This window comes from Rhizobium sp. CB3171 (assembly GCF_029714265.1).
Lineage (GTDB): Bacteria > Pseudomonadota > Alphaproteobacteria > Rhizobiales > Rhizobiaceae > Rhizobium.
The window spans coordinates 805865-832004 of record NZ_CP121653.1 but is presented as its reverse complement, the minus strand read 5'-3'; the positions used below and the strand labels follow the sequence as shown (position 1 = coordinate 832004).

Sequence of the window (26140 nt, the reverse complement as noted above, 5' to 3'; positions counted from 1 at the left end):
TTCTCCCGTGCAGCGGTCAGGCCAGAAAACTGCGCGCTTCGTCCTCCCCAAGAAGCGGCGGTCGCGCCAGGTCACCGCTGATGCTGACCGACTGACCGCTCTCGCCCGAAGCAAGAATAGCCTCCATGATTTCGAGTACATGGAGGGCGAGTTCCCCCGATGCACGCGGCGGCCGGTTTTCCGCAAGTGCACGCGCTAGGTCGGCAACACCGAGCATACGGTAGTTCGCCCGATCCGGCGCGGCAAACGGCCAGTTTCGTTCGCCGTAGAGCTCCCCATCACTTTCGAAATTCCGCCACTCGGCACCCCGCTCGGACAGAGAGACCGTACCACCGAATGTATCGGGATCCGGCAGCCGCAGCGAGCCTTCGGTGCCGTGCAGCTCGATTGGGTGATTGGAATGGCGGAACACATCCCAGGACGCGCCGAAGTTGATGGTCGCACCGGATTGGAATTCGAGCAGCGACAGAACGTTGGTTGGCGTACCGACCTTGAACGTCGTATTCTTGAATGGCCCTTCCGCGGTGATGAGACGTTCGTCCTGACCTTTCGTCGCCATCGCCATGACGCGCACGACCGGACCGAGCAAATTCACCATCATGGTCAAGTAGTAGGGCCCCATATCGAAGACAGGGCCGCCGCCGGGCTGGTAGTAGAATTGCGGATTGGGGTGCCAGTGCTCCATGCCGCGTCCCATCATGAAGGCGGTGCCGCTGACGGGGCGCCCTATCGCGCCCTCCTCCATCAGGCGACGCGCCCGCCGGCCCGCAGCGCCAAGGAAGGTATCCGGCGCGGAGCCGAGCAGCAAAGCTCGGCTCTTCGCCTCCGCCACCAAAATCCGACCGTCGGCAGCCGATGTTGCAAGCGGCTTTTCCGTGAAGACGTGCTTGCCGGCGGACAAGGCCGACATGGTGATCTCGAAATGAACCGCCGGCACGGTCAGGTTAAGAACGAGATCGACTTCGGGATCTGCAAGTAGCTGATCGACGCTGACGCTACGAATACCGAACTCCTTTCCGCGCAGAGCCGCCGCATCAGCCGAAATATCGGCACAGGCGTGCACCTCAATACCGGCAAACAGCGAGGCATTACGCAGATAGGTCATCGATATGTTGCCGCAGCCGATGATCCCGATGCCAAGCGTTCCCTTTGTTTTTTCAACCATATTTCTCAAACCTCCCCGGATTGGATAACCAACGCCTCCTCGACGGACGGCCTGGGCCGACGTGTTTCAAAGTGATTTAAAGCATCTTATTTCTTGACGCGCGACAATTTTTTATCGAACATATGCCAATGCTGGCGCGGAGATTTTTGGAGGACGCCAGTCTTTCCTGGGAGGGAAACATGACCGATTTCAAGAAAGCGCCGACCGCTTCGAATGTGGCTGCAGATTCCGCAATGCTTGACCGTCGTCACTTCCTGCTCGGAGCCGCGGGTGCGGCTACCCTCGGCATCGCATCGGGTCTTGGAATGCGCACAGCGCGCGCTGCCGATCGCACGGAGATCAGCTTTGCCAGTGCCAGCTTCTTCGGCAAGGAAGGTATCGGCGATCTCGTTAAGGCCTATAACGAGTCGCAGGACCGGATCATGGTCAAATTCATCGAACTTCCGCCGCCAAGTTCGTCGACCGAAGTCTATCAGGGCCTGATCCAGCAGCTCGCGCGCCGCAACGGAACGCCCGATGTCTTCAGCCAGGACGTGATCTGGATCGCCGGCTTTGCGGCGGCAGGCTGGGCGCTACCGCTCGATGAATATTTCCCGAAGGAGAAGCGCGCGGATTATTTCCCCGGAACGGTCGCCGCCTGCACTTACAACGAAAAGCTGACCGCGCTTCCATGGTTCGTCGATTCCGGCATGTTCTACTACCGCAAGGATCTCGTGGAAAAGCATGGCGGCAAGGTTCCCGAAACCTGGGACGACATGGCAACCATGGCGGCTGCGGCCCAAAAGGCCGGCGACGCCAAGTTCGGCTATCTCTGGCAAGGCAAGCAGGCCGAGGTTCTGATCTGCGATGCCGTGGAAGTCATCACCTCGAACGGCGGCTCCATCCTGGCAGCCGACGGCAAATCGTCTGTTATCGGCGAGAAGGCCGCTGTCGAGGCGATCCAGTTCCTCTACGACACGATCAACAAGACTAAGATCAGCCCGCAGAACGTTCTCTCTTGGGATGAAGAGCCTTCCCGTCAGCCCTTCACATCGGGCGAAGCGATGTTCATGCGCAACTGGTCCTATGTTTATCCGATCGCGCAGGATCCGAAAGCTTCGCACGTCGTCGACAAGGTTGCCGTTGCGCCGTTGCCGCATTTTGCCGGCGGGAAAAGTGCTGCGTGCCTCGGCGGCTATCAGCTTGGCGTCAACGCCAATTCCAAGAAGCGGGAAGCGGCGATCGAGTTCCTGACCTGGATGTCGTCTCCGGAAACCCAGACCCGTCTCGCCCTGAATTTCGGGCTTGCACCGTCACGCCCCGCAATCTTCGAAAATGCGAAGCTGAAGGCCGAGCAGCCGTTCATGGCAAGCCTGCAAAACGTCTTCACCGGCGCCACGCCCCGGCCGATCACGCCGCAATATGCCAAGGTGACACTGGCGCTGCAATCGAGCATTTCCAAGGCCCTGGTCAGCGGCAACGTCCAGGCTGAGCTCAAGGCTGCCGCTGAACAGATCAACAAGATCGTTGCCTGATATGGCCACCGCATTGACGGCCCCCGCCGACAGCAGGATGCAAAGGTCAATGGGGGCGCTTCCGAGCGCCCTCTGGCCCTGGCTCCTGCTGTTGCCGGCCTTCCTGTCGCTAGCATCGGTTTCCTTCTATCCGATCATCAACGGCGTCTATCTTTCCTTCACCAACCGTTCCCTGATTACGCAGGACAACGATTTCGTCGGCTTTGCCAATTATCTGCAACTCTTGGCGGATCCGCCGTTCTGGAATGCGTGGTGGCATACGATCTGGTTCACCGCTGCATCGACCGGGCTGGAGACCCTGATCGGTCTGGCCATGGCGCTGATCCTCTGCGAGACTTTCAGCGGCCGCGGCATAGTCCGCGCGGCGATGCTGGTTCCCTGGGCAATGCCAACGGTCGTCACCTCGAAAATGTTTGGATGGCTGTTCGACGGCCAGCACGGCATCATCAATTTCATCCTGCTTCAGCTCGATTTGATCGATCAGAATGTGAACTGGTATGGTTCGCCGCAAACGGCACTGACGACGATTATCCTTGCCGATGTCTGGAAAACGACACCGTTCATGGCGCTGCTCCTGCTGACCGGTCTTCAGACTGTTCCGAAATCGTTGATTGAGGCTGCCCGCATGGATGGCGCTGGAGCCTGGACGATCTTCTGGAATATCCGCCTGCCTCTGCTGCTGCCGACCCTGCTCATTGCCGGTCTTTTCAGGGCGCTGGATGCATTTCGCGTTTTCGATCTGGTCTATGTGCTCACCGGCGGCGGCCCGGCCGATTCCACCGAAACGCTTTCGACGCTGTCCTACAAGGTGCTCTTCTCAACGCTGCAGTTCGGTTACGGTTCGGCCGTTTCGACCGCAATGTTCATCACCGAAGGCGTGATCGCCCTGGTGTTCTGCCTCTTCCTCGTCAGACAACTGAGGAAGACGACATGAACGGCACCCGCTCCGCCTTTCAAAGCGTCATGATCTATGTTGGCGCGCTTCTCATTCTCATTTGGTCCGCAGGTCCGTTCCTGTGGCAGTTCTCCACCTCGTTCCAGCTTGACAAGGCACTGACGGAAGGAACGCCGTCGCTCATCCCGACTCCATTCACGCTGGAGCATTATTACAATGCCTTCGTGGAAAAAGGCCTGCACCATTACGTCCTGAACTCGCTCATCGTATCGCTCTCGACGACCGCTCTCTGCCTGATTGTCGGTTCGCTTGCCGCCTTTGCGCTGTCACGCCTTGATGTGAAGGGGCGGTTTGGAATTCTCATGGTCATCCTGTCGGTCTCGATGTTTCCGCAGATCGCGCTCGTCGGACCGCTCTACCTGATCGCGTCCGAGCTTGGACTTCTGGACACCTACAGAGCCTTGATCATCACCTATCTGGCGCTTGGGCTGCCGCTCGTGACCTGGGTTTTGTTCGGCTATTTCGAAACGCTCCCGCGCGAAATCGATGAAGCCGCACGCATGGATGGCGTCGGGGTGATCGGACTGCTTTGGCATATCATCCTGCCGATGTCGCTTCCAAGTCTCGTGACCACCGGCTTGCTTGCCTTCATCACCGCCTGGAATGAGTTTCTGTTCGCACTGGCATTCACGTCGGACAGTGACAGCCAGACGATCCCGGTGGGCATCGCCAATTTCACCAACCAATACTACGTGCCCTGGGGAGACATCGCCGCCGCTTCAGCGGTCGTCACCGTGCCGCTGATTGTTTTGGTCCTCTTTTTCCAACGCCACATTATCGAAGGCCTGACGCAAGGCGGAATCAAGGAATGATGACATGACTAGGGATTTGAAGGTCGGCTGCCAGACGTTCACATGGGAAATGCTCGGTGAAGCCTGGACAGGCACGCCGGACGACCTGCTCTCCGCGATTTCCGCCGGCGGTTATGCGGGCATCGAAATCACCGACACGATGATCGGCCGCTACGGCACAAAGCCCAGCGAATTCGCTAGGGCATTGCGGGATAACGGGTTGCAGCTCGTCTCCTTCGCCTTCGGCTCCAAAAGCGGTTTCACGGTCGCCGATGCGATGGAAAAGGATCTGGCCACGGCGCAGCGCTGGATCGACTACGCCGCAGAGTTTCCGGGCGCACTCATATCGATCGGCTCTGCAACCATCGTCTCGGAGGGGCCGCGGGAGGACAAGTTCGCAATCGCCGCAGAGTTCTACAATCGCGCCGGCGCGCTCGGCAAGGCATCGGGCGTCGAGGTCGCCGTACATCCGAGTTCGCATCACAATACCCTGTTGTTCAACCGAGCCGATTACGATCAAATCTTAGCGCGGCTGGATCCCGAACTGGTCGGCTGGGTTCCGGATACTGGCCACATTCTGCGTGGACATGACGATATCCTGGACACGATGCGCACCTACCGGGATCGCATACGCTATCTGCACCTCAAGGATGTCGACGCGCATGACCGATGGGCGATGCTGGGCAAGGGCGTTCTCGATACGCCGGCGGTGATCGATCTCGTTTCACAGGCACCGCACTTCAACGGGTGGCTGGTGCTGGAAGAGGAATCCGAGACGGCAGCGGCCAATCCGGCCGCAGCCATAAAGGCCAACCGCGAGACGATGCGCACCCACGGCATTTAAGGAAAAGACCATGATCGAGAAGGAAAATCGCCGTCTTCGCGTCGGTGTCCTGGGCTGCGGGCCGATCGCGCAGTTCGCGCATCTGGAATCCTGTGTGAAGGCCAGGAATGCCGATCTCTACGCGATCTGTGACGCAGCACCCGATCTGCTCGCGCGCATGGGCGCCACCTATGAGCCGCGGAAAATATTCAGCGACTACGACGCCATGCTGGCCGACCCCGATTTGGAGGCGGTCATCGTCGCCACCTCGGACGCCTATCATGTGCCGATGTCCATAAAGGCGCTCGAAGCCGGCAAACACGTACTGTGCGAAAAGCCGATCGGCGTCTCGGTCGAGGAAGGCGAGGAGCTTGCCGACGCCGTCAAACGCTCAGGCAAGATCCTGCAGGTCGCGCACATGAAGCGTTTTGATCCGGCGCTTCAGGCCGCGCGTGACTTCGTTCACAACGATATCGGCCAGATCCTTGCACTGAAGGCATGGTATTGCGATTCAACCCACCGCTACACCAACACCGATGCCGTGCAGCCGCTTCCCATCACCAGCAAGCTTGCGCGCAAACCGGCCGGCAATCCGAAAGCCGATCTCAGGCAATATTTCATGCTGGCGCATGGTTCGCATCTGGTCGACACCGCCCGCTTCTTCTGCGGCGATATCGTCGCCGTGCGCGCGCGCCTGCTGGAACGCGCCGGCGCCTATTGCTGGTTCGTGGAAACCGAATTCGCCAATGGCGCCCTCGGCCATCTGGACCTCACGGTTGCCGTTCGGATGGATTGGCACGAGGGTTTCCAGCTTTATGGCGAAAACGGCTCAGTCCTCGCAAAGACCTTCAATCCCTGGTACTTCCGCTCCAGCGAAGTCGAGATCTTTCATGAGAAAGACGCAACGAGCAGGAAACCGCTTGGTGCGGACGGTCACTTCTTCCGCCGGCAGCTCGAAGGTCTCGCCGATACCGCCCTAAATGGCGCACCGATGCGAGGCGCCAATGTCGAGGACGGTATCGCCTCCATCCGCGCGATGGTGGCGATCGCGCGGTCGGTGGAGACTGGCGAGCGCGTCAAGCTTGCGGCCGTGACGGGAGCCGTCTGATGCAGGTCGGGATCTTCGCCAAGACCTTTCCCGGAACCGATGCTCTCAGCGTGCTGTCCGCAGTGCGCGACAGCGGCTATGCGACCACGCAGTTCAATCTTGCCTGCTGCGGGCTGCCCTCCATGCCCGACACCGTTCCCGAGCCGGTCGTAGCAACTATCCGCGTTGCCTCGGAAACGGCGGGCGTCTCGCTTGCCGCCTTGTCGGGAACCTACAACATGGCGCATCCTGACATATCGATACGGCAGAAAGGCCTCAGCCAGCTCGCCGTCATCATCAAGACGGCGGCAGCCCTTTCGATCCCGCTCGTCACGCTCTGTACCGGCACGCGCCATCCGAGCGACCAGTGGGCGCACCATCCAGAAAACCGCGATCCCACGGCCTGGGCCGACATGGCTGCGGAGATGTCGAAGGCGCTGGCGCTGGCGGAAGACCATGGCGTCGATCTCGGCATCGAACCCGAGCAGGCGAACATCGTAACCTCGGCGGCGGACGCCAAGCGACTGATTGCCGAGATGGGATCTGAAAGGCTGCGTATCGTCCTCGACCCGGCCAATCTTTTCGAAAGCGCCGCGCCATCGGAAGCACGCGCCATTGTCGAGCGCGCGGTCGAGACTGCGGCCGGACACATCGCCATGGCACATGCCAAGGATCGTTATGCCGACGGACGTTTTGCCACGGCCGGCCAGGGTATCGTGGATTTTCCCGATTTTATCGCGCGGCTGAAAGCCGTCGGCTTCCATGGTCCCCTCGTCACGCATGGACTTTCGGCAGCGGAAGCGCCTCACGTCGCAGCCTTTCTCAAGGAATTGGTTTGATGGACGAAAGCGCGGCGTTCACGCATGGTGAAGCCAGCTTGGCCGTTTTCGATAGCGGACAAGGGCTCCCGGTCCTCTTTCAGCATGGCTTGGGCGGCGATGAGGCACAGGTTGCGCAAACCTTTCCAATCGGAAAGGCGCGGCGCATCACCGTCGAATGTCGCGGACATGGTTCGTCGTCGCTCGGCGACATCAGGCCTTTTTCACTACGAATGTTTGCCGAGGATGTGCTGGCCGCGGCGACAGATCGCGGGTTCGAACGCTTTGTCGCCGGCGGCATTTCCATGGGGGCGGCAATTGCCCTCCACCTCGCTCACCACTATCCGGATCGCGTCGCGGCCCTCGTTCTTGTTCGCCCCGCCTGGACCTTTAGCGCGGCGCCTGCCAATCTGGAGCCGGTCCGCACCGTCGCGGCCTTGCTCCGCTCGTATCCGGTCGCAGAAGCTAGGGAGCGCTTCGCCGGTTCGGAGATCGGCATGCGCATACGCGCGAACGCGCCCGATAATTTTGCCTCCCTGCTCGGCTATTTCGACCGGCCGAATGCGGTCGCTTTCGCATCCGTGCTGGCCGACATCGCGGCTGACGGCACGGGGATAACGCAGACAGAGATCACTGCTCTCACAGTTCCTACACTCGTCATCGGCAACGAACAGGACGCGATCCATCCGCTCGCCTGCGCGCGGACGCTCGCTGATACCATCCCCGGCGCCAGCTTTGTCGAAGTCACCCCCAAGGCGGCCGACAAGGCTCGGCATTTCGCCGAAGTTCAAGACGCTATCGCTACCTTCCTCGCATCCAAGACCATCCGGAGCCTCTTTCCATCATGACACTCAAGACCCTTTCTGGCCCCGCGGCCATAGCAGCGCTCCCCCGCAACCGGCTACTGGGCGAATTCTCGCTGTGGTCGGCCGACCTTGCCAACATGGAGGCCGATCTCCGGCGCATTGAACTCTATGCCGACCTGCATCACATCGACGTCGCCGATGCGCGCTTTACGCCGGGATTGCTGTTCTTTCCGGATTTCGTCGCCCGCATCACAAAGGCAACCGCCAGGCCGATCCATGTTCATCTTATGGTCGAGGCCGAGATCGTCGAAGAGCAGACGCGTCAGTTCATCGAAGCGGGTGCGGATCTTATCAGCGTTCACGCCGAAAACGGCGAAGCGGGGTCACGCGCCATTGCGCTGGCAAAGAAACTGGGCGCCGAGGCCGGCGTCGTCCTGCGATTGGAGACCCCCGTTTCAGCGATCCGGCCGTTCATCGACCATGTCGCCTTCGTGACCCTGCTTGGCACATCGATTGGCGTCAAAGGCCAAAGCCTTTCCGAGAAGGCCTGCGATCGGCTGGTCGAGGCGCGCTCACTGCTGAAACAGTCCGGCCGGGAGGATCAGGTGATCTTGGCGGCCGATGGCGGTATTCGCGAACAGACCGTGCCGCTCCTGCGGGCGGCCGGAGCACAAACGGTCGTCCTCGGATCGCTGGCCTTCGGTGACAAGAACCTGGGCGACCGGATGGCTTGGCTCCATGGATTGGAGAACCGCGTTTCGTGAAAAAGGTTGCCCTTGCATTTGATCTCGGTGGAACGGAGCTTCGCGCTGCGCTGGTGGATAGTCAGGGGAGCCTCCTGTCGTTCTCCGCCGTGCCGACGCATGCGGCGGGGGGACCGGCCGCGGTCATCCAGCAGATCGAGCTACTGGCAGCCACGGCGCTGGCGGAAACGCCTGATCTCCTTCCCGTTGGGATCGGGATCGGCGCCCCCGGCCCTCTCGATCCGGAAGCCGGCATCGTCATTGCTCCGCCGACGCTCGCTGGGTGGTACGAGGTTCCACTAGCAGACATTCTCTCTAGCCGGTTTCAACTGCCGGTCCGGCTTGAAAATGATGCGAACGCGGCCGCACTTGGCGAATGGCGGTACGGCGCCGGACGCGGCGCGCGTTCGATGGTCTTCGTCACCGTGTCGACCGGCATCGGCGGCGGCGTGATCGTTGATGGGCGAACCTTGCATGGCAGGCGCGGCCTGGCGGGGGAAATCGGCCACATGACGATCACCAGCGAAGGGGAGCGGTGCTTTTGCGGTGCGATCGGTTGTTTTGAAGCCGTAGCCTCGGGGACGGCCCTTGGCAGGCGGGCAACGGCGCGGACCCGGCAATCCGACGGCTCGATGCTGCGCAAGCTATCGGCCGATGCTGAAGTGACCGGGCGCCACGTTGTTGACGCCGCGCGAAATGGCGACGCACTTGCGCTGGAACTGCTGAGTGCGGAGGCTCGCTGGCTGGGGATCGGTTTCACCAATCTGCTCCATCTCTACTCCCCCGACATTCTGGTGATGGGCGGCGGGATATCTCACGGTTTCGATCTCCTGCACGACACCATTGCGGCGACGGTTCACGATCGCGCCATGCCGGCCTATCGCGACGTGCCGATCGTCCCCGCGCAACTCGGGCGTCACGCAGGCCTGATCGGAGCGGCCAGCCTCATCCTGGGAGATGATGCGAAAACCGACCCTGCGCCATCGGCTAGCGAGAGCTGATCTCAAGCTCAGCGGTGCCTGCCGGATTCCGCGTTTTCTCACCAGTCATCACAGATTTTTTCGTGAGCCAATATGGCTCGCGCGATTCTGACTATACAACTAACATGTTAGTCTGTATGTACTGACAGCACACCTGGAGGAATGGAACTTGTCTCGCAAATTCGGTCTGTCAGTCGCACTCACGACGCCTTTCGATACCAACGGCGATATCGCGATCGGCCCCATGATCAAGCAGGCCGAGACGAGCCTTGCATCGGGATGCTCGAGCGTCACGCTGTTCGGCACCACCGGCGAGGGCTCCTCCATCGGGACGCAGGAGCGCGAAGAAGTGCTCGACGCTTTCCTGGATGTGGGGATTGCTCCGAACCAGATTATCGTGGGCGTCATGGCGGATTCGGTCGAAAATGCCGCCGCGCAAGCATCATTTGCGCTGACGAAAGGCGTACGCAATATTCTGCTAGCGCCACCTTTCTATTTCAAAAATGTCACCGACGAGGGATTGTTTCGCTGGTTCTCGGCCGTATTCGCGCGCTTAGGCGATATAGCGCGCGACATCATCGTCTACAACATTCCTTCCATTACCATGGTGCCGCTCTCGGTGGCGCTAATAGGCAGGCTGCGCAGCGCCTTTCCCGATATTGTCGTTGGCGTCAAGGACTCCTCCGGTGATTGGCCGTTCACGGAGTCGCTATTGAATGCGCATGGCGATCTCATCATCCTGATCGGCGACGAACGGCACCTCGCCAGGGGCGTTCGGTTGGGCGGCCAGGGGGCGATTTCCGGGATGGCAAATTTCGTGCCCCGCGAAATCCGGCTGATGGCTGAAGAGGGAAAGGATGATCCGCGCGTCGTGGATTTTGTTCCGGAGCTGCTGAAATTTCCGGTGACTGCGGCCGTCAAAGTTATGGTAGCACAACTCTCCGGGGATGAAATCTGGCTTGCTGTTCGCCCGCCGCTCGTTTCAATATCCGACGAAGGACAGGAACATCTTGCCGGCGCGTTCAATGCGCTTTTCAGATCCAAGGCGGCTTAAGCGGACCGGAGAGGGAGAAAGGGACGAATGGACGGCGTGAACGAGCAGCCGACCTTACGGGAAAAAGCCTATGCTAGCTTTACCCACCATCTGCTTGCTCGCGATGTGCGGCCGGGCGAATTCGTCTCGCAGCGCAGGCTCGTGGAACTCACAGGTTTACCGCTTGGCGCCATCCGTGAGCTGATCCCGCGGCTGGAAGCCGAAGGCTTGATCAAGACGGTGCCGCAACGCGGTCTCCAGATTGCCCATATCGATCTCAACCTGATCCGCGAGGCGTTTCAGCTACGCATCTTTCTGGAAAAGGAAGCGGTTGCACTCTTCACCCATACGGCTTCCGACGAAACGATTGCCAAACTCTTGAAACAGCATCGGGATATCGCCTCCGCCATCCAGTCTGGCGATGCCTCGCAGGAGCTTGAGGTCCATGCGCAATCGGTGGACTGGGGCATGCACGATGCCTTCATCGACGCGCTCGGTAACACGATCATTTCGAACGCCTATCGCGTCAATTCGATCAAGATGCGCCTGATCAGTCAGGATCGTTTCCGGATCAACGGCCATGTCGGGCCGGTCATGAACGAGCACCTGCAGGTGCTGGAGGCGATCGAAAGACGATCCGCGGAGGATGCCGTCGCATCTCTCGTTTCGCACATCAACGGAGCAAGGGATCGTGCATTGAAGATTTGAATGAAACAGGCCGCAAATGAGGAGATTTCGGCCAAAGGAGGAGGAACATCATGTCATCGTCATTCATCAATCCCACACGCCGTCGCTTCATGGCGGGCACGGCGGCTTTGGGCGCGGCAAGCATGCTCGGCATGCGCACGGCATCGGCATCGGTGGACTGGAAGCGGTTTTCGGGAACCACGCTGGAAGTCAACCTGGTCAAAAGCCCGCGCAGCGAAACCATCCTAAAATATCTCAGCGAGTTCGAGGCGCTGACCGGCATCAAGGTGAATGCTGAAGCGACGCCCGAGCAGCAGCAGCGCCAGAAGACGACGATTGAGCTCAGCTCCGGAAAGCCGAGCTTTGACGTCGTGCACCTCAGCTATCACGTGCAGAAGCGGCAGTTCGAAAAGGGCGGCTGGCTCGCCGACATCAGCGGTTTCCTGAAGGATCCGTCCCTGACGGACCCATCGCTGGTCGAAAGCGATTTTGCCGAGGCAGGCTTGAAGTTCGCCAAGGATTCCAATGGCGTCCTGCGCTCCCTGCCCTTCTCGGTGGATTACTGGATCGTCTATTGGAACAAGGCGCTCTTCGAAAAGAAGGGGCTCACCTATCCGCAAACCTTTGACGACATGGCCAATACCGCCGAAGCGCTCACGGATAAATCGACCAATACCTACGGCTTCGTCGCCCGCGGTCTCAAGAATGCCAACACGCCGGTCTGGACAGCCCTCATGCTCGGCTACGGCATGACGCCGCTTTCCCCCGACGGCAAATTGCGCACCACCTCGCCCGAAGCTATCGAGGCTGCCAAGCTCTATCAGCGCCTGATGACCAAGGCGGCACCTCCGGGCGTTTCCGGCTTCAACTGGGCCGAGTCCCAATCCGCGTTCCTGCAGGGCAAGATCGGCATGTGGCTCGACGGCGTCGGCTTTGCGCCGCCGATCGAAAATCCGGAAAAATCCCGCGTTGTCGGCCAGGTCGGCTATAGCGTCATTCCCAAGGGGCCTGCTGCACAAGCGGCCGCCACCTTTGGCGACGGTATCGGCGTGACGGCGGCGAGCCAAAAGAAGGAAGCCGCCTATCTCTTCTGCCAATGGGTGATCTCGCATGACATGGGTGCGCGGCTGCTACAGGCAGGCGCCGGAGTGCCTTTCCGCCAATCCGTCCTCGAGGATCAGAAGGTCCGTGAAGGCGTCAAGATGCCTGGGGCCTGGCTCGATGCCGTGGTCGGCTCCGGCAAAGTCTCCGCACTCGGCCTGCCGGTTATCATCCCAGTCACCGAGTTCCGTGACATCTACGGCGTGGCGCTTACCAACATGATCGGCGGTGCGGATCCCGCGAGCGAGCTAAAGAACGCAACTGCGCAGTTCGAGCCGGTGCTGGCCCGAAGCGAGGGGTGATGGTGTCCGTGCGCATCGAAGATACCACGGCGAGCAGCGTCAAGGAGAAGAGCAAGCCGACAAATCGGCTTGCTCCCAACTATTGGCCCTTCGTCATTCCGGCCCTGGTGGTCATTGCCGCGGTCATCGTTTTTCCATGGGTCTTTACCCTATGGATGAGCGTGAATAGCTGGACGCTTGGGCAATCCCAAACCTTTGCGGGCTTTGCCAACTACCTTCGCCTGGCGATCGACGCCCGGTTCTGGGAGGCGCTGTGGCACACGGTTCTCTATACAGGTCTCTCGGTCGTCGCGCCGGTTTTCCTGGGCACACTCGCCGCCCTGATCTTCGATGCGCAATTCCCCTTCCGCGGCTTTCTGCGCGGCATTTTCGTCATGCCGATGATGGCGACACCCGTCGCCATCGCGCTGGTCTGGACCATGATGTTTCATCCGCAGCTCGGAGTGCTCAACTATCTTTTGTCCTTCATAGGCATTGGTCCGCAGGAATGGATCTACAATCAATTCAGCGTCATCCCGTCGCTGGTCGTGGTGGAGACCTGGCAATGGACACCGCTCGTCATGCTGATCGTGCTCGGCGGCCTCGCCGCCGTTCCGCGCGAACCCTATGAAAGCGCCGAGATCGACGGCGCCAATGCATGGCAGAAGTTCCGTTACCTTACCCTGCCGATGATCGCGCCCTTCCTGATGATCGCCGTGATTATTCGCAGCATCGATGCGATCAAGAGCTTCGACATCATCTATGCGATGACGCAGGGCGGACCGGGCACGGCCTCCGAGACGATCAACATCTATCTCTACAACACCGCCTTCTCCTACTACGACATCGGCTACGGCTCAGCCATGGCGGTCATCTTCTTCATCCTCATCGTCATGCTCTCCTTCGTCCTCTTGATGGCGAGACAGCGCGCGAACTGGTCGGATAGGTAGACACTTCGATGAAACGCAAGACCCTCGACCGGATCGGTCTTCTCTTCGTGGCGCTGGTGATGATTTCGCCGGTGGTCCTATTCTTCCTGTGGATGATCTCGCTCTCGTTGAAATACGAAATCGATAACGGCGCCTATCCGCCGATCTTCATTCCCGAGCGCTTCGCCTGGTCGAACTACCTCAAGGTTTTCGAGGAAAACAACTTCTTACTCTATTTCTGGAACTCGATTCTGGTGACCGGATCCGCGACATTGCTCGCGCTGCTGATCGGCGTTCCCGCCGGCTACGGCATCGCACGGCTGAAGGCGGAGAAATCGGCGATCGTCATCATGATTGCGCGAATGACGCCCGGCCTTTCCTTCCTCATTCCGCTGTTTTTGCTCTTCCAATGGCTGAACCTTTTGGGAACGCTTTGGCCGCAGATCATCATACATCTGGTCGTGACGGTCCCGATCGTCGTCTGGATCATGATCGGCTATTTCGAGACGACACCGATGGAGCTGGAGGAAGCGGCCGCTATCGACGGCGCAACGCCGTGGCAGATCTTCCGACTGGTGGCCCTGCCGATCGCCAAGCCGGGGATCGTCGTCGCCTTCATCCTCTCGGTCATCTTCTCATGGAACAATTTCGTCTTCGGCATCGTGCTCGCCAGCCGCGAGACACGCACCTTGCCGGTTGCCGTCTACAACATGCTATCATTCGAGCAGGTGAGCTGGGGGCCGCTTGCAGCCGCGGCACTGATCGTGACGCTGCCGGTGCTCGTTCTGACGATATTTGCCCAGAAACAGATCGTTGCCGGCCTGACCGCGGGCGCCGTGAAGGGCGGTTGATCGCAAAGCCCTCTTTCGCCGCGCCGGTCGGAAGTCGCCGATCGGCGAATGTCTTCCAATACGCATGATGAAGCTCAGATTAACGTAATCGTCAGCTTTCGTTCACGCCGCCGGGACTATCTTTGAACCAACGTCACAAAGCGACGTTGTCGGATAGTAAGATGTAACCGGAGGAAACTCATGCGTCAGTTGTTCATCGCGTCTGCAATCGCCCTTGCTTCGCTTGCAGCCACAAGCCTTCCATCCCAAGCCGCTTCGGTAGAAATTACAACGGGGGACGGTCCCTACTACCATCATCGCCCTCACTACCAAGAGCGCGACGACTGGTACTATCGCCACCACCATCGGCACTGCTTTACCAAGGTGGTAAAGGAATGGCACCATGGGCACAGGGTTGTCACGGAAGAGCGGATCTGCCGCTAATCGCCTTTGTGCCGGCCCGGCCTCGTGCCGGGCCCATGTAAACTTGGATCGGCTTTATTCCAGCGAACTTGTTTATCCAGCGGACATATTCGCGTAATCGATTTTGCGTCGTTGAAGTTCAACTTAATTGCTATTATATTGGCATTTATGTTCCTAATGGACGATAACTGCTAAAATGTTCGCATTTAACATGAGATCCCCCTCGGAAGTGATCAGGGGACTCTCAGAAAGAGTCAAGCGACGACGGATTGATGTCGGTCTCACCCAAAGGGACCTGGCCGCACGGGCGGGTATCTCGTATGGGTCTCTCAGGTTGTTCGAGGAAACGGGAAAGATTTCGCTCGAAGCCCTTATGAAGGTTGCGTTTATCCTTGAGTGCGAAGCCGAATTCGAGCAATTGTTTCCGCCTCGGCCGCCAAAGACAATCGACGATATTATCGACCGTCCTGTTAGGCAGAGGGTGCGTCGGAAATGAAGTTCAAGCCCATCCGAAAATTGAGCGTCATCCTCGACCTGGAGGGAAGCCAGAGGACTCTGGGGACCCTCGCATGGAGTAGCCCCGAACGCCGGGCATATTTTGAGTACGCGGCAGAATTTCTCGCTGCACCTTTGCCGGTGTCCCCCTTCAACGTGAAAACAAATCCGGGCTTAATCGCAGCACCGCGCGATCCGTTTGACGGACTGCATGGACTATTTAACGACAGTCTGCCTGACGGATGGGGCCGGCTTCTGCTTGATCGCCGTCTTCAAAAGGCCGGCATCGATTATCACCTGCTGACCCCTCTGGATCGCCTCTCTGCGGTTGGAAAGACCGGAATGGGAGCATTGGCATACATTCCCGAACTATCCGACGGCGAAAGGAGGCTCGCCGAAGACATCGATTTGGACTGGTTCGTCGACCAGGTCAATCTTGTCCAAGCTGAGATGGATGTTGCCGATATCGACACTCTGCAGGGCGCGCAGGGTGGCTCCGCGGGTGCTCGCCCAAAAATCATGATAGGGTTCAATCAGGCCGAGAATACGTTCGTTCTGGACTATGGGCAGGACATGGAACCTGGTTTCGAACGATGGATGGTAAAGGCACGCAGCGCTGCCGACCCGGTCGAAGTTGGCGCCGAGGAAAAAGCCTATGCTTTGATGGCCGAGACCGCGGGATTGGAGATGACCGACACGCGGATATTCGACACTAAAAAGGGCAATCGTCTCTTCGCCACGAAACGCTTCGACCGCACACCTGTCGGCCGATTGCACATGCATACCGCCAGTGGCGTCTTAAACGCCAGCCATCGCGAGGCTTCGTTGAGCTACGAACAGCTTCATAAGCTGACGTTTATGATGACGCGCGACAGTTCCGAAGTGCTGCGGATGTTTCGAAACATGGTCTTCAACGTCTATGCTCGGAACCGCGACGACCACGCTAAGAACCACGCCTTCCTGATGAAAGCAGACGGAAGATGGGCACTCTCTCCTGCTTACGATCTTACCTTCTCTTCAGGACCCGGAGGAGAACACAGCGCGGATGTCGCGGGTGAAGGGAGAAACCCAGGTATGCAACACCTGCTAACCATTTCCAGGGGAGCGTCGATCCCCGATCGAGACGCGAAGGATATCATTGAGCAGGTTCGAACGGCGATAGGCCGCTGGCCACAGTTTGCTCAAAAGGTGGAACTGTCCAAGTCCCGAACAACCGAACTTGATCGAATCCTGAACGACACAAGACAAGCTTAGATACTACGCCGACATAATGATATGACATCGTGGTTTCCAGCGCACCGTCGGTAACAATCGTCGGCTCGCTCTCATGGCGATCAGCTCCTCCCCTTCCGCTCGACAATTGCGCATCACCATGGCCGATTACTTCCAAAGTAATGGCTTAGTTCATTCCCGACTTTGTATTCTGCTCCGCCGGCTCGGATTCGCGACCGGATTCACTTGACATCTCCCGCTACCTCCGGCTGGCTTTTAAGTATCAAAATGAACGCAGGATGCGAAGCATTTTGATGTTGACTGAGGAGGTCAGCAAATCAAGCCGACCGGTCAACCAACCGGACCAAGGGAGGAGTTTTCACATGCTAAGGAAAGCTATTACCTTACTCGCGGCGATCTTCATTGCCGCAGGAGCGGGTTTCATTTCGACAGCCTATGCGCAGGGCAAAACCTATTATTGGATATCGCACGGCTCTCCGGCGGATCCTGTGTGGACTTATTTTCTAGCCGGGGCCAAGCTCTGGGCCGAAGACACTGGCAACAAGGTCAACACATCGTTCCACAACGGTGATGTTCCGGCGCAACAGGAGGCCGTGAGGGCTGCAATTTCGGCAGGAGCTGCTGGCATTGTGACCACCAGCCCGGATCCGGGCAGCCTCGTCCAAGTCGTCAAAGAAGCCAACGCTGCCAAGATCCCGATCATCAACTTCAACACGCCTGATCCCCAAGCGAGCTTCAATGCCTATGTCGGAGGCGACAACAAGAGCTTCGGCCATAACTGGGCGCAATATCTTGTCGACAAGAAGCTAGTAAAATCCGGTGATTTCGTCTGGATGCCGGTGGAAGTTCCCGGTGCGACCTATGGCGTGCAGGAAGAAGAGGGAATAGCCAGCGTCTTCAAACCACTGAATATCACCTGGGAAATTACAGACTCCACATTGGACCAGGCTGAAATCATTACCCGCATGTCGGACTACCTCACCGCCAATCGCTCGAAGATCAAGGCGATCATCGGACTTGGCGACCTCGTCACCGGAAGCATCAAGCGCGTATTTGATCAGGTCGGCGTAAAGCCGGGCGAAATTCCCGTCGTCGGGTGGGGCAACTCGCCCGATACAACGCAGGAAGTCCTGACGGGTTACGTGAATGCCGCTCAATGGCAGGACCCGCAAGCAACCAGCTACATGGCTCTATCAATCGCAGCCATGGCCGCCAGCAAGATCCCGCCCGGCTTTAACATCATTACCGGCGCTCTTTATGAAAAGGACAAAGCCGAGATCTACGACAAAATTCTCTCAGGCAAATAACGTCGTCGAAAGTCGCACTGGCTGTGCCACCCGGTTCAAACCGGGTGGCCATCCCAATCGGTGAGCGCCCATGCAACAATCTTTTGTTCAACGCTTCGTTTCGAAACCCGAATTCGGCCCGCTCGTCCTGCTGGTCCTTGAGCTTGTGGTTTTCTGGTCCTTCAACTCGGACTTTCTCTCGCTTCCAAACATCAGCAACACGCTCTCGTTTACAGTCGAACTCGGGCTGATCGCGTTGGCGATGACCTTGCTGATGACCGCGGGTGAATTCGATTTGTCGGTGGGATCGGTGTTCGGCTTCTCCGCCGTTTTGATGTGGACGGTGTTCAACGGAAATCTGATGCCGCTTGGCGCCGCCTTCCTCGTCACACTCGCGCTTAGCCTATCCATTGGCTTTGTGAACGGGTGGTTCGTCACAAAGCTCAATATTCCGTCGTTTCTGGTGACGCTCGGTATGCTCCTGGTGGTGCGAGGCACTGCCCTTTACGTCACCGACGGCTTTCCCCAACACACCTGGACTGCCGGAAACAACTGGTTTGCCAACCTCTTAGCTGGCAGCTTCTTCATCGGCAGCTTCCGCATGTACATGTCGGTGCTGTGGTTCGCGCTAGCGGCATTCGCCGCCCACTTTGTACTCACTCAGACCAAAATCGGCAATTGGATACAGGCGTCCGGCGGCAATCCGAATGCGGCCCGTGCCCGCGGCGTCAATGTCAGCCGAACCAAGATCTATTTGTTCATGACGTCTTCGGCCATGGCCTCGCTTGCAGGGGTGATCAGCTCGATCCGCACGTCGGCGGCAAATCCAAATAGCGGAACGGGTTATGAGCTTGAGGTGATCGCAATGGTCGTCATCGGCGGAACGGTGCTGACGGGCGGACGGGGGACCATCATCGGAACAGTGCTTGGCATCTTCATTCTGCGCATCATGCGAAACGGCATCGTGATGGTGGGGGTGCCCGGGCTTGCCTATAATATCTTCATCGGAGCAATCATCCTGGGCATGATGGCGCTTCATTCCTGGCTTGAACGCCGACACAGCGCGGGAGTGTAGACGATGGCCGAAGACCTCGTTCGGATGGAGAAAATCAACAAGTTCTACGGCCGCATCCATGCGCTTCGCGACGTCAGCCTTTCCGTCAAAACGCACGAAGTGGTGGGCTTACTGGGCGACAATGGCGCGGGAAAATCAACCCTGATCAAGGTTTTATCCGGCGCTGTACCGCTGACAAGCGGGGAAATCATAATCAAAGGGAAAAAGGTCGAACTCAAAAACACAGCCGAGGCGATTGCGCATGGAATCGAAACGATTTTTCAAGATTCCGCTCTCGTTCCGCAGCTATCGATCGCCCGAAATCTCTTTCTTGGGCGGGAGCCCATCAAGGGAAGCCGCTTTTTTGGCCGACTGGACCAATCCGCAATGAATGCGTCCGCTCGAGACTTGTTGAAGCGGGTCGGGATTACGAAGGATATTCCGCCGGACACCGCAATCTCCGCGCTATCCGGAGGCGAACGCCAAGCAGTCGCAATCGCCCGCGCCATGCAGTTTGATAGCGATCTGATCATCCTGGATGAGCCTACCAACAATCTGGGCGTTGCCGAAACGCAGGGGGTTCTCCGTTTCGTTCGCGAAGCGCGTGATACGGGCCATTCCTGCATCTTCATCGCCCACAATATCCACCACGTGTTTCAGGTGGTCGACCGTATTATCGTGATGCGTGGCGGAAGGGTTGTCGCAGACGACATAGATCCAAAACTGACGACAATCGCCCAGGTCGAAAGGATCATCACCGGCGAGGAAATGCTCAACGCCATTACCAGCTGATTGTGTTTCGACGGTGCCAAGCCTCCTGATGCCTTGCTGCGGCATCAGGACATGCACCATCAGCTATAGGGACCGACCAGCGATTTAACCAGACTTAGGACCTTAAGCCGCGTCCTTGCGTCCTTGATCTTGGCGAAGGCGCGGTTTAGCTCGATGCCCTCCCCTGAAGCCAGGAATCCCGCTAAGTCACTGCCGGAGGTAAAAATTTCTTCTCCAGCACTTTCCGACAGCTCAGAGACGCCCTCGAAGAAAAACGAAACCGGCACGTCGAGACAATCTGCGACGCTTTGCAGCCGGCTGGCACCGACCCGGTTTTTGCCTTTTTCATATTTCTGGACTTGCTGGAACGTCACATTCAGCCCTTCGGCGAGCGTCGTTTGACTCATGCCCAATATGCGGCGTCGCATCCGGATGCGTTTTCCGACCTCGACGTCAATCGGACTCGGATCCTTTTGGTTTGGCCCCTTATTATGCACGTTTCTCTCTTTCTGGCAGACAGTGCCTCGCTGGCAGACATGCCCCGCGCTCAACGACCTAGCAATCTTCGTGGGAACATGACGGGTCGCACGAGCCGACCTTTCGAGTTCCCGCTTTACCGCCAACAATGTTGAAATTGTTGACTCCATCCCGGCGAACCTTGCTCAATCGAAAGTCTGAATGGACAAAAAGACCGCCCATCGAACCTGGGGAGCCGATGGGCGGGGGGCTGCTCCGGAACCTACTCGCATCATGCTCGCAAGTCCCACCACCATGACTGCCGTGTCAAATTGCAAACTTCAATGCGTTAGCGTCGTGCGATGAACGTACGTTCTGTTTTCCTGCGTATTCGGGATAATAGTTGCGTTATGCGAATATACCGCGTCGGCCGACACGCCGGATGTCAGTCGATATCCACAGGCTCAGCCGATCGACGACCGTAGCGCCGCCATGGCTTCGATTGCTGTCAAAACGGCGCTGCAGGCGAATGCGTTTACTTGCCCTCGCCTCGGCGCAGTTTCGCTGCGTTGGACGGCATTTCGCCGAAGGAATGCTGATAGAGCGCTGCGAAACGTCCCATATGGGAGAATCCCCAGCTCCGCGCGACTTCGGCAACCGAGAGAGAGGTGGCCGGATCCGTCAGCGCTTTGCGCACGCCTTCCAGGCGGATTATCCGCAGATAGTTTAAAGGCGTCGTATCCTTGAACTGCTGAAAAGCCGCCTGCAAGGCCCGCACGCTTGTGCCGGCCGCCTCGGCGATATCGGCGATACTCATCGGAGACGAAACATTGGCATGCATATATTCGATCGCTCTCTTCAAGCGCTTTGGTATTGCAGGGGACGTCTGTTTTGCCAGCCGTGCGGAATAGTTATTCGGGACAGTTTCCAAAAGCGTGATCATCATCGCCTGCAACAGGCGCTCGACGAACGTCGACGAGGACTGATGCTCATCTTCGACATCCAGGCAGTTCCAGATAAGATTTCCGAGTGTGGTTATCCGCGATCCTTTTACGGTCGCCAAATCGACGGTGTTAGCGAAATCGATGTCGCCGTCGACCGGCGCATCAAGCAGTTCACTCAGTTGACGGATCATTGCGGATTTTTCGAACGCGATGCCGATATGACTGCGGTCTTCGTGAAGGACCAGCTGGTCGAAGCGCGACATATCACCCAAGAGGCCTGCCGCCGGCTCCGACACGAGCTGCTTTCGACCCGAGTCGATTGCCATCACGCCGGAGGATGGCAGGTAAAGAGCGTACGCGTCAGGCCCGCTCGGAAGGGTGACCCTCATCCCGGAATGGCACTTTCCATTCCAGACGCTAAAGCGCCCAACGGCGTAATGCCGGTCTTCCACCGAGATCAGCGAGCCTCGGCGAAGCGGCTCGACCGTCGCGGGCGACAAGGTTCTTGCATAATGTTCCGTCATCTCGTCGGCATCGGCATCAACGATCTTGAAAACGGAATGAGTGACGTACCTCATTATTTTCCCCAAATGAGCGATCCGGAGACGCTCTCAAGGGGCCACCCAAATCCCAAGAAAGCAGACGTAGATCGTATTATTACCTGCTAATACTTGACAAACCTCAACGCGACTGCGTCCCCCGTAGAAACACTATCCAAAATGCGCATTTTACTACTTAAAATAAGCGATATGCTCGATGATGCCTGCGTCCACCGGTTGCGCATGAAGCCCCACTTCTTGGGCGCATATTGCTGATTCTATTGAGTTTGATGAACATTCCTTGAGCGCCCTGAATCCTGCTACTGAAGCGTCGCTTCCTTTCGTTGCATGAATATTCAGATAATGAAAGCTAGAAAGAAGTTAAATAATGTAAATGCGGTGCCGCTTCGCAAATGTATTTTAAGTATTAAATAATTCCGTTCTTATCTGCGCACCACTTAGCCGAGCGTGACTTAGCTACCTGAATAGGGTGGCTCGGAGCCATCAACAGCCCGGAATCCGCGATGACGACGACGAGGCTCTTGACGGAATGTTATCGATAACATAGCCTCTTCTCACCTGAACTTTGGGAGGAGCAGGATGGACGACGGAAAGCTGCTCGAATTTTGCGACATCACCAAAGAATTTGGTGGAACGCGCGCATTGTCGAATGTCTCGCTGGATCTGAAACCGGGAGAAATTCTGGCTCTCCTTGGTGAGAACGGCGCGGGAAAGTCGACCCTCATCAAGACGCTGGCGGGCATCTACAGACCGGATGGCGGGCAAATTCTGTTTCGCGGCAAACCATATCATCACCGCCCGCCGCGGCCAAACCAGCGCCAGCCGATCGCCTTCATTCATCAGGATCTCGGACTGATCGAATGGATGACGGTTGGCGAAAATGTCGGTCTCGCACAGGGCTATTCGCTGCGCGGCCGGCTGATCGACTGGCGCGCGACCGAACGCCGTACGGCGGAGGCCCTGAAGCTTGTAGGCTGCGATTTCGATCCGTCGACACGGATTCAAGAACTGACCCGAACCGAAAAGTCCCTCGTGGCGATCGCGCGTGCTCTCGCCGTCGAGGCAGACGTTCTCGTTCTCGACGAGCCGACGGCAAGCCTGCCCGCCGATGAAGTCGAAAAGCTGTTTGCCGCCATCCGCCCGCTCAAGGAACGTGGTGTTGCGATGATCTACGTCTCGCACCGGCTGGACGAGATCTTTAGGATCGCCGACCGCGTTGCCGTGCTTCGCGATGGCCAACTGGTCGGGCAAAAACCAGTTTCTGACACGTCGCCGGATGAGTTGATCCGAATGATCGTCGGACGCAAGGCCGACCAGCTCTTCGTAAAGGCCGAACGGACCGCAGGACCTGCCATTGTTTCGGTCAGGGATCTTGCTTGCCGCGGAGCGGGACCGGTGTCCTTCGACATTCGCCAAGGAGAGCTTCTCGGCCTCGTCGGACTGAGAGGCGCGGGCCAGGAATTGATCGGGCGCGCGCTCTTTGGTTGCGAGCCCGCCAGCGGAGCGGTCCTTTTGAACGGTGCCCGACCCGATCTTTCCAGCCCCGTCTCAGCCATGGCTTCCGGTATCGGCTTGATTGCCAGGGACCGAACCGAAGAATCCGTCGCCATGTCCCTCAGCCTAAGGGAAAACACCTTTCTCAATCCCGGTGCATCCGGACGAGGCATGATGTCCTTCCTGCCGCCGCAGCGCGAGGCCGAAATGGCCTATTCACTCGGCAGCCGCGTCGGCCTCAGACCCAATGATCAGAACCTGGCGATCGAAGCCTTGTCCGGCGGCAATCAGCAGAAGGTGGTCGTGGGCCGGTGGCTCGCGACAGGCCGGAAGTTGTTGATCGCCGAAGACCCGACAGCCGGCGTGGATGTCGGCGCCAAGGCGGATATCTACAAGCTGATCGCCGAGGCCGTCGAGGAAGGGCTGGCCGTGCTCGTCGTCTCCACGGACTTCGAAGAAATTGCTCATATCTGCCATCGCGCCCTGGTGTTTTCTCGCGGTCAAATCGTGCGGGAACTGAGCGGCGCCGATTTAACAACACCGGCGGTCATCGCCGCAGCATCCGCATCCGAAGCGGCCTGATCCAGGGAGGAACCTCATGCAATCGATCGAATCCAATGCGCTCGAACCGACCAGCGCCGAGCTGGCGGGAATGAGCTTTGGCCAGAAAATCCAGCGCCTACTGCCGGTCTATGGCCTCGTTATTCTCACCGCCTTTTTGATCCTGCTGTTTTCCATTCTGCTACCGCAGACCTTTCCGACGCTGCTCAATCTGCGTTCGATCATCTCTGACAAGACGATCATCGCCATTCTATCGCTTGCCGCAATGATCCCGATGGCGGCAGGACGCATCGACCTGACGATCGGTTACGGCATCGTGCTCTGGCACGTTCTGGCGATCAGCTTGCAGACGATGTTCGGCCTGCCCTGGCCGGTGGCTGTGCTCATCGTCATCCTGCTCGGCGCGCTGACCGGCTTTCTGAACGGGCTGCTGGTGGAAATCGCCAAGATCGACAGCTTCATCGCGACGCTCGGCACGGGCACCGTGCTTTATGCCATTGCTCTTTGGCATACCGGCGGGCGACAGGTGGTCGGCATGCTTCCTCAGGGCTTTTATGCGCTCAACGGCACGATGGTCTTCGGGCTGCCGATCACAGGGATCTATGTGCTTGGCCTCGCCTTCGTCATGTGGATCGTGCTCGAATATCTGCCGATCGGCCGTTACATCTATGCCATCGGCGCCAATCCGAAGGCGGCCGCATTGAACGGCATCCCCGTCCGTCGCTTCGTCATCGGCGCCTTCGTGACGTCAGGCACCCTCGCCGCTATCGCTGGCGTATTGCTCGCCTCCAAGCTGCGTATCGGCCAGGCCAGCGTCGGGCTGGAATATCTTCTGCCGGCACTCGTCGGAGCCTTCCTGGGTTCCACGACCATCAAGCCCGGTCGCGTCAACGTGTGGGGCACCATGATTGGCGTCATCATCCTGGCGGTCGGCATCGCAGGCATCCAGCAGTTCGGGGGCTCGTTCTACGTGGAGCCGCTTTTCAACGGTGTGACCCTGCTCGTCGCCATCGGCATCGCTGGTTATGCGCAGCGCCGGCGGAGCCATGCCGGACGGATGGCTCCGGTACAAAAGCCGCAGCTATCGGCTAAGACGACCGACAAGTGAAGATCATTTTGGTTTAATTTCAAAGGGAGGAGAATGAAATGAAACGCAGATTTTTCCTGCAGGCGACTACCGGCTTGTTGATGCTATGTGCAAGCCACGCCTATGCCGATCCGATGGCGGATGCAAAAGCCGTCGTCGACAAATATGCGACGCCGGTCACCAAATGGGACGGCCCGACCACCGGTCCGAAGGCACAGGCGGGCAAGACCATCGTCGTATTGGCCGGCGACCTTAAGAATGGCGGCATTCTCGGCGTCAGCAACGGTGTCGAGGAAGCAGCAAAGGCGATTGGCTGGCAGGTAAAGGTTCTCGATGGCGCGGGCTCCATCGGCGGACGCACGGCTGCCTTCGGTCAGGCCATAGCGCTGCAGCCTGCCGGCATCATCATCGATGGCTTCGATGCAGTCGAGCAGGCCCCGGCTCTGGAACAGGCAAAGGCCGCCAAGATCCCGTTGGTCGCCTGGCATGCCGGCCCGGTCATCGGTCCCGATGACAAGAACGGCCTCTTTGCCAATGTCAGCACCGATGCGATGGAAGTCTCGAAAGCGGCTGCCGACTGGGCCTTTGCCGATGCCAAGGGCAAGCCAGGCGTGATCATCTTCACGGACTCCACCTATGCGATCGCCATCGCCAAGGCGGACAGGATGAAGCAGGAGATCGAACGGCTAGGCGGCAAGGTGCTCGAATATGTCGATACGCCGATCGCCGAGACCTCGCAGCGCATGCCCCAGCTAACCACCTCGCTCCTGCAGAAATATGGCGATAGCTGGACCCATTCGCTTGCGATCAACGACCTCTATTTCGACTTCATGGGCCCGTCGCTCGCTTCCGCCGGCAAGAGCGGCACCGATGCGCCGATCAATGTCGCCGCCGGCGATGGCTCGCAATCGGCCTATGAACGCATCCGCGCCGGTCAATTCCAGAAGGTCACGGTGGCCGAACCGCTCAATCTCCAGGGCTGGCAATTGGTCGACGAACTCAATCGTGCTTTCGCCGGTGAAAAATGGTCCGGTTACCTCTCGCCGCTGCATGTGGTCACGGCAGACAATATCCAGTCCGATGGTGGCCCAAAGAACACGTTTGATCCGGATAACGGCTACAAGGATCAATACAAGAAGATCTGGGGCAAATGATCCCTTCTTGAAGTTGAGAACAGCGCGGCCTCAAAGGGCCGCGCTCAGCCTGCTGAAAAGGCCCGGGCGTCGACGGCAG

General features: G+C 58.5%; 26 protein-coding genes. 23 read left to right on the top strand and 3 right to left on the bottom strand.

Translation table 11 applies throughout. From position 1 onward, the window contains the following. Window positions 1–16: 16 nt before the first annotated feature. Window positions 17–1165, bottom strand: coding sequence for a Gfo/Idh/MocA family oxidoreductase (locus QA648_RS23100; RefSeq protein WP_283053842.1), 1149 nt, complete (start codon window positions 1163–1165; stop codon window positions 17–19). A 179-nt stretch (window positions 1166–1344) separates the two neighbouring features. On the opposite strand from QA648_RS23100, the gene QA648_RS23095 reads away from it, so the two are divergent. The 20 genes from QA648_RS23095 (at window position 1345) to QA648_RS23000 (ending at window position 19826) form a co-directional block, all read left to right on the top strand. Then, window positions 1345–2679, top strand: coding sequence for an ABC transporter substrate-binding protein (locus QA648_RS23095; RefSeq protein WP_283053841.1), 1335 nt, complete (start codon window positions 1345–1347; stop codon window positions 2677–2679). A gap of 49 nt (window positions 2680–2728) precedes the next feature. Beyond that, complete coding sequence (locus QA648_RS23090; RefSeq protein ID WP_283053840.1) at window positions 2729–3613, top strand: sugar ABC transporter permease; 885 nt, start codon at window positions 2729–2731, stop codon at window positions 3611–3613. Next, window positions 3610–4446 carry a carbohydrate ABC transporter permease gene (locus tag QA648_RS23085; protein ID WP_283053839.1) on the top strand — a complete coding sequence of 279 codons (837 nt, stop codon included), beginning with the start codon at window positions 3610–3612 and terminating at the stop codon, window positions 4444–4446. The genes QA648_RS23090 and QA648_RS23085 overlap by 4 nt, the downstream gene beginning before the upstream one ends. A 4-nt stretch (window positions 4447–4450) precedes the next feature. Next, window positions 4451–5269, top strand: coding sequence for a sugar phosphate isomerase/epimerase (locus QA648_RS23080; RefSeq protein ID WP_283053838.1), 819 nt, complete (start codon window positions 4451–4453; stop codon window positions 5267–5269). A gap of 10 nt (window positions 5270–5279) precedes the next feature. Next, window positions 5280–6356 (top strand): Gfo/Idh/MocA family oxidoreductase, encoded by a 1077-nt coding sequence (locus QA648_RS23075; protein WP_283053837.1) that lies wholly within the window; start codon window positions 5280–5282, stop codon window positions 6354–6356. Then, window positions 6356–7174, top strand: coding sequence for a sugar phosphate isomerase/epimerase (locus QA648_RS23070; protein WP_283053836.1), 819 nt, complete (start codon window positions 6356–6358; stop codon window positions 7172–7174). Before QA648_RS23075 ends, QA648_RS23070 begins: the two co-directional genes overlap by 1 nt. After that, entirely contained in the window at window positions 7174–8001 is an 828-nt protein-coding gene (locus tag QA648_RS23065) for an alpha/beta hydrolase (RefSeq protein ID WP_283053835.1), read from the top strand. Before QA648_RS23070 ends, QA648_RS23065 begins: the two co-directional genes overlap by 1 nt. Then, window positions 7998–8723, top strand: coding sequence for a ribulose-phosphate 3-epimerase (locus tag QA648_RS23060; RefSeq protein ID WP_283053834.1), 726 nt, complete (start codon window positions 7998–8000; stop codon window positions 8721–8723). The genes QA648_RS23065 and QA648_RS23060 overlap by 4 nt, the downstream gene beginning before the upstream one ends. After that, a complete protein-coding gene (locus QA648_RS23055; RefSeq protein WP_283053833.1) occupies window positions 8720–9703 on the top strand; it encodes an ROK family protein in 984 nt (327 codons plus the stop codon). Before QA648_RS23060 ends, QA648_RS23055 begins: the two co-directional genes overlap by 4 nt. Before the next feature lie 148 nt (window positions 9704–9851). Then, window positions 9852–10736, top strand: a complete 885-nt coding sequence (locus tag QA648_RS23050; RefSeq protein ID WP_283053832.1) for a dihydrodipicolinate synthase family protein — start codon at window positions 9852–9854, stop codon at window positions 10734–10736. A gap of 27 nt (window positions 10737–10763) precedes the next feature. Further along, window positions 10764–11423 carry a GntR family transcriptional regulator gene (locus QA648_RS23045; protein ID WP_283053831.1) on the top strand — a complete coding sequence of 220 codons (660 nt, stop codon included), beginning with the start codon at window positions 10764–10766 and terminating at the stop codon, window positions 11421–11423. Window positions 11424–11473: 50 nt separating this feature from the next. Then, the gene (locus tag QA648_RS23040; protein WP_283053830.1) at window positions 11474–12805 is read left to right on the top strand and encodes a sugar ABC transporter substrate-binding protein; all 1332 of its coding nucleotides are present in this window, start codon (window positions 11474–11476) and stop codon (window positions 12803–12805) included. Beyond that, the gene (locus QA648_RS23035; protein ID WP_283053829.1) at window positions 12805–13734 is read left to right on the top strand and encodes a sugar ABC transporter permease; all 930 of its coding nucleotides are present in this window, start codon (window positions 12805–12807) and stop codon (window positions 13732–13734) included. Before QA648_RS23040 ends, QA648_RS23035 begins: the two co-directional genes overlap by 1 nt. An 8-nt stretch (window positions 13735–13742) precedes the next feature. Further along, a complete protein-coding gene (locus QA648_RS23030) occupies window positions 13743–14564 on the top strand; it encodes a carbohydrate ABC transporter permease (protein ID WP_283053828.1) in 822 nt (273 codons plus the stop codon). Window positions 14565–14744: 180 nt separating this feature from the next. Next, entirely contained in the window at window positions 14745–14987 is a 243-nt protein-coding gene (locus QA648_RS23025; RefSeq protein WP_283053827.1) for a hypothetical protein, read from the top strand. A gap of 175 nt (window positions 14988–15162) precedes the next feature. Then, window positions 15163–15462, top strand: a complete 300-nt coding sequence (locus QA648_RS23020) for a helix-turn-helix transcriptional regulator (RefSeq protein ID WP_349254319.1) — start codon at window positions 15163–15165, stop codon at window positions 15460–15462. Beyond that, window positions 15459–16715, top strand: coding sequence for a type II toxin-antitoxin system HipA family toxin (locus QA648_RS23015; RefSeq protein ID WP_283053826.1), 1257 nt, complete (start codon window positions 15459–15461; stop codon window positions 16713–16715). The genes QA648_RS23020 and QA648_RS23015 overlap by 4 nt, the downstream gene beginning before the upstream one ends. 341 nt (window positions 16716–17056) lie before the next feature. Continuing rightward, the gene (locus tag QA648_RS23010; RefSeq protein WP_104826995.1) at window positions 17057–18001 is read left to right on the top strand and encodes a substrate-binding domain-containing protein; all 945 of its coding nucleotides are present in this window, start codon (window positions 17057–17059) and stop codon (window positions 17999–18001) included. Window positions 18002–18071: 70 nt separating this feature from the next. Then, entirely contained in the window at window positions 18072–19055 is a 984-nt protein-coding gene (locus tag QA648_RS23005; protein ID WP_283053825.1) for an ABC transporter permease, read from the top strand. 3 nt (window positions 19056–19058) lie between these two features. Next, the gene (locus tag QA648_RS23000; RefSeq protein WP_283053824.1) at window positions 19059–19826 is read left to right on the top strand and encodes an ATP-binding cassette domain-containing protein; all 768 of its coding nucleotides are present in this window, start codon (window positions 19059–19061) and stop codon (window positions 19824–19826) included. 59 nt (window positions 19827–19885) lie between these two features. On the opposite strand, the gene QA648_RS22995 is transcribed toward QA648_RS23000, so the two are convergent. After that, window positions 19886–20233 carry a helix-turn-helix transcriptional regulator gene (locus QA648_RS22995; RefSeq protein ID WP_104826998.1) on the bottom strand — a complete coding sequence of 116 codons (348 nt, stop codon included), beginning with the start codon at window positions 20231–20233 and terminating at the stop codon, window positions 19886–19888. Window positions 20234–20796: 563 nt separating this feature from the next. Further along, entirely contained in the window at window positions 20797–21783 is a 987-nt protein-coding gene (locus QA648_RS22990; protein WP_283053823.1) for an AraC family transcriptional regulator, read from the bottom strand. 561 nt (window positions 21784–22344) lie between these two features. Here QA648_RS22990 and QA648_RS22985 point away from each other — a divergent pair. From QA648_RS22985 to QA648_RS22975, 3 genes are read left to right on the top strand one after another with little or no spacing between them, the layout of a single operon-like run. Beyond that, entirely contained in the window at window positions 22345–23841 is a 1497-nt protein-coding gene (locus QA648_RS22985) for a sugar ABC transporter ATP-binding protein (RefSeq protein WP_283053822.1), read from the top strand. A gap of 16 nt (window positions 23842–23857) precedes the next feature. Next, entirely contained in the window at window positions 23858–24928 is a 1071-nt protein-coding gene (locus tag QA648_RS22980) for an ABC transporter permease (protein WP_283053821.1), read from the top strand. A 38-nt stretch (window positions 24929–24966) separates the two neighbouring features. After that, window positions 24967–26061: a substrate-binding domain-containing protein gene (locus tag QA648_RS22975; RefSeq protein ID WP_260304047.1), complete on the top strand. Its 1095-nt coding sequence runs from the start codon at window positions 24967–24969 to the stop codon at window positions 26059–26061. Window positions 26062–26140 lie beyond the last annotated feature (79 nt).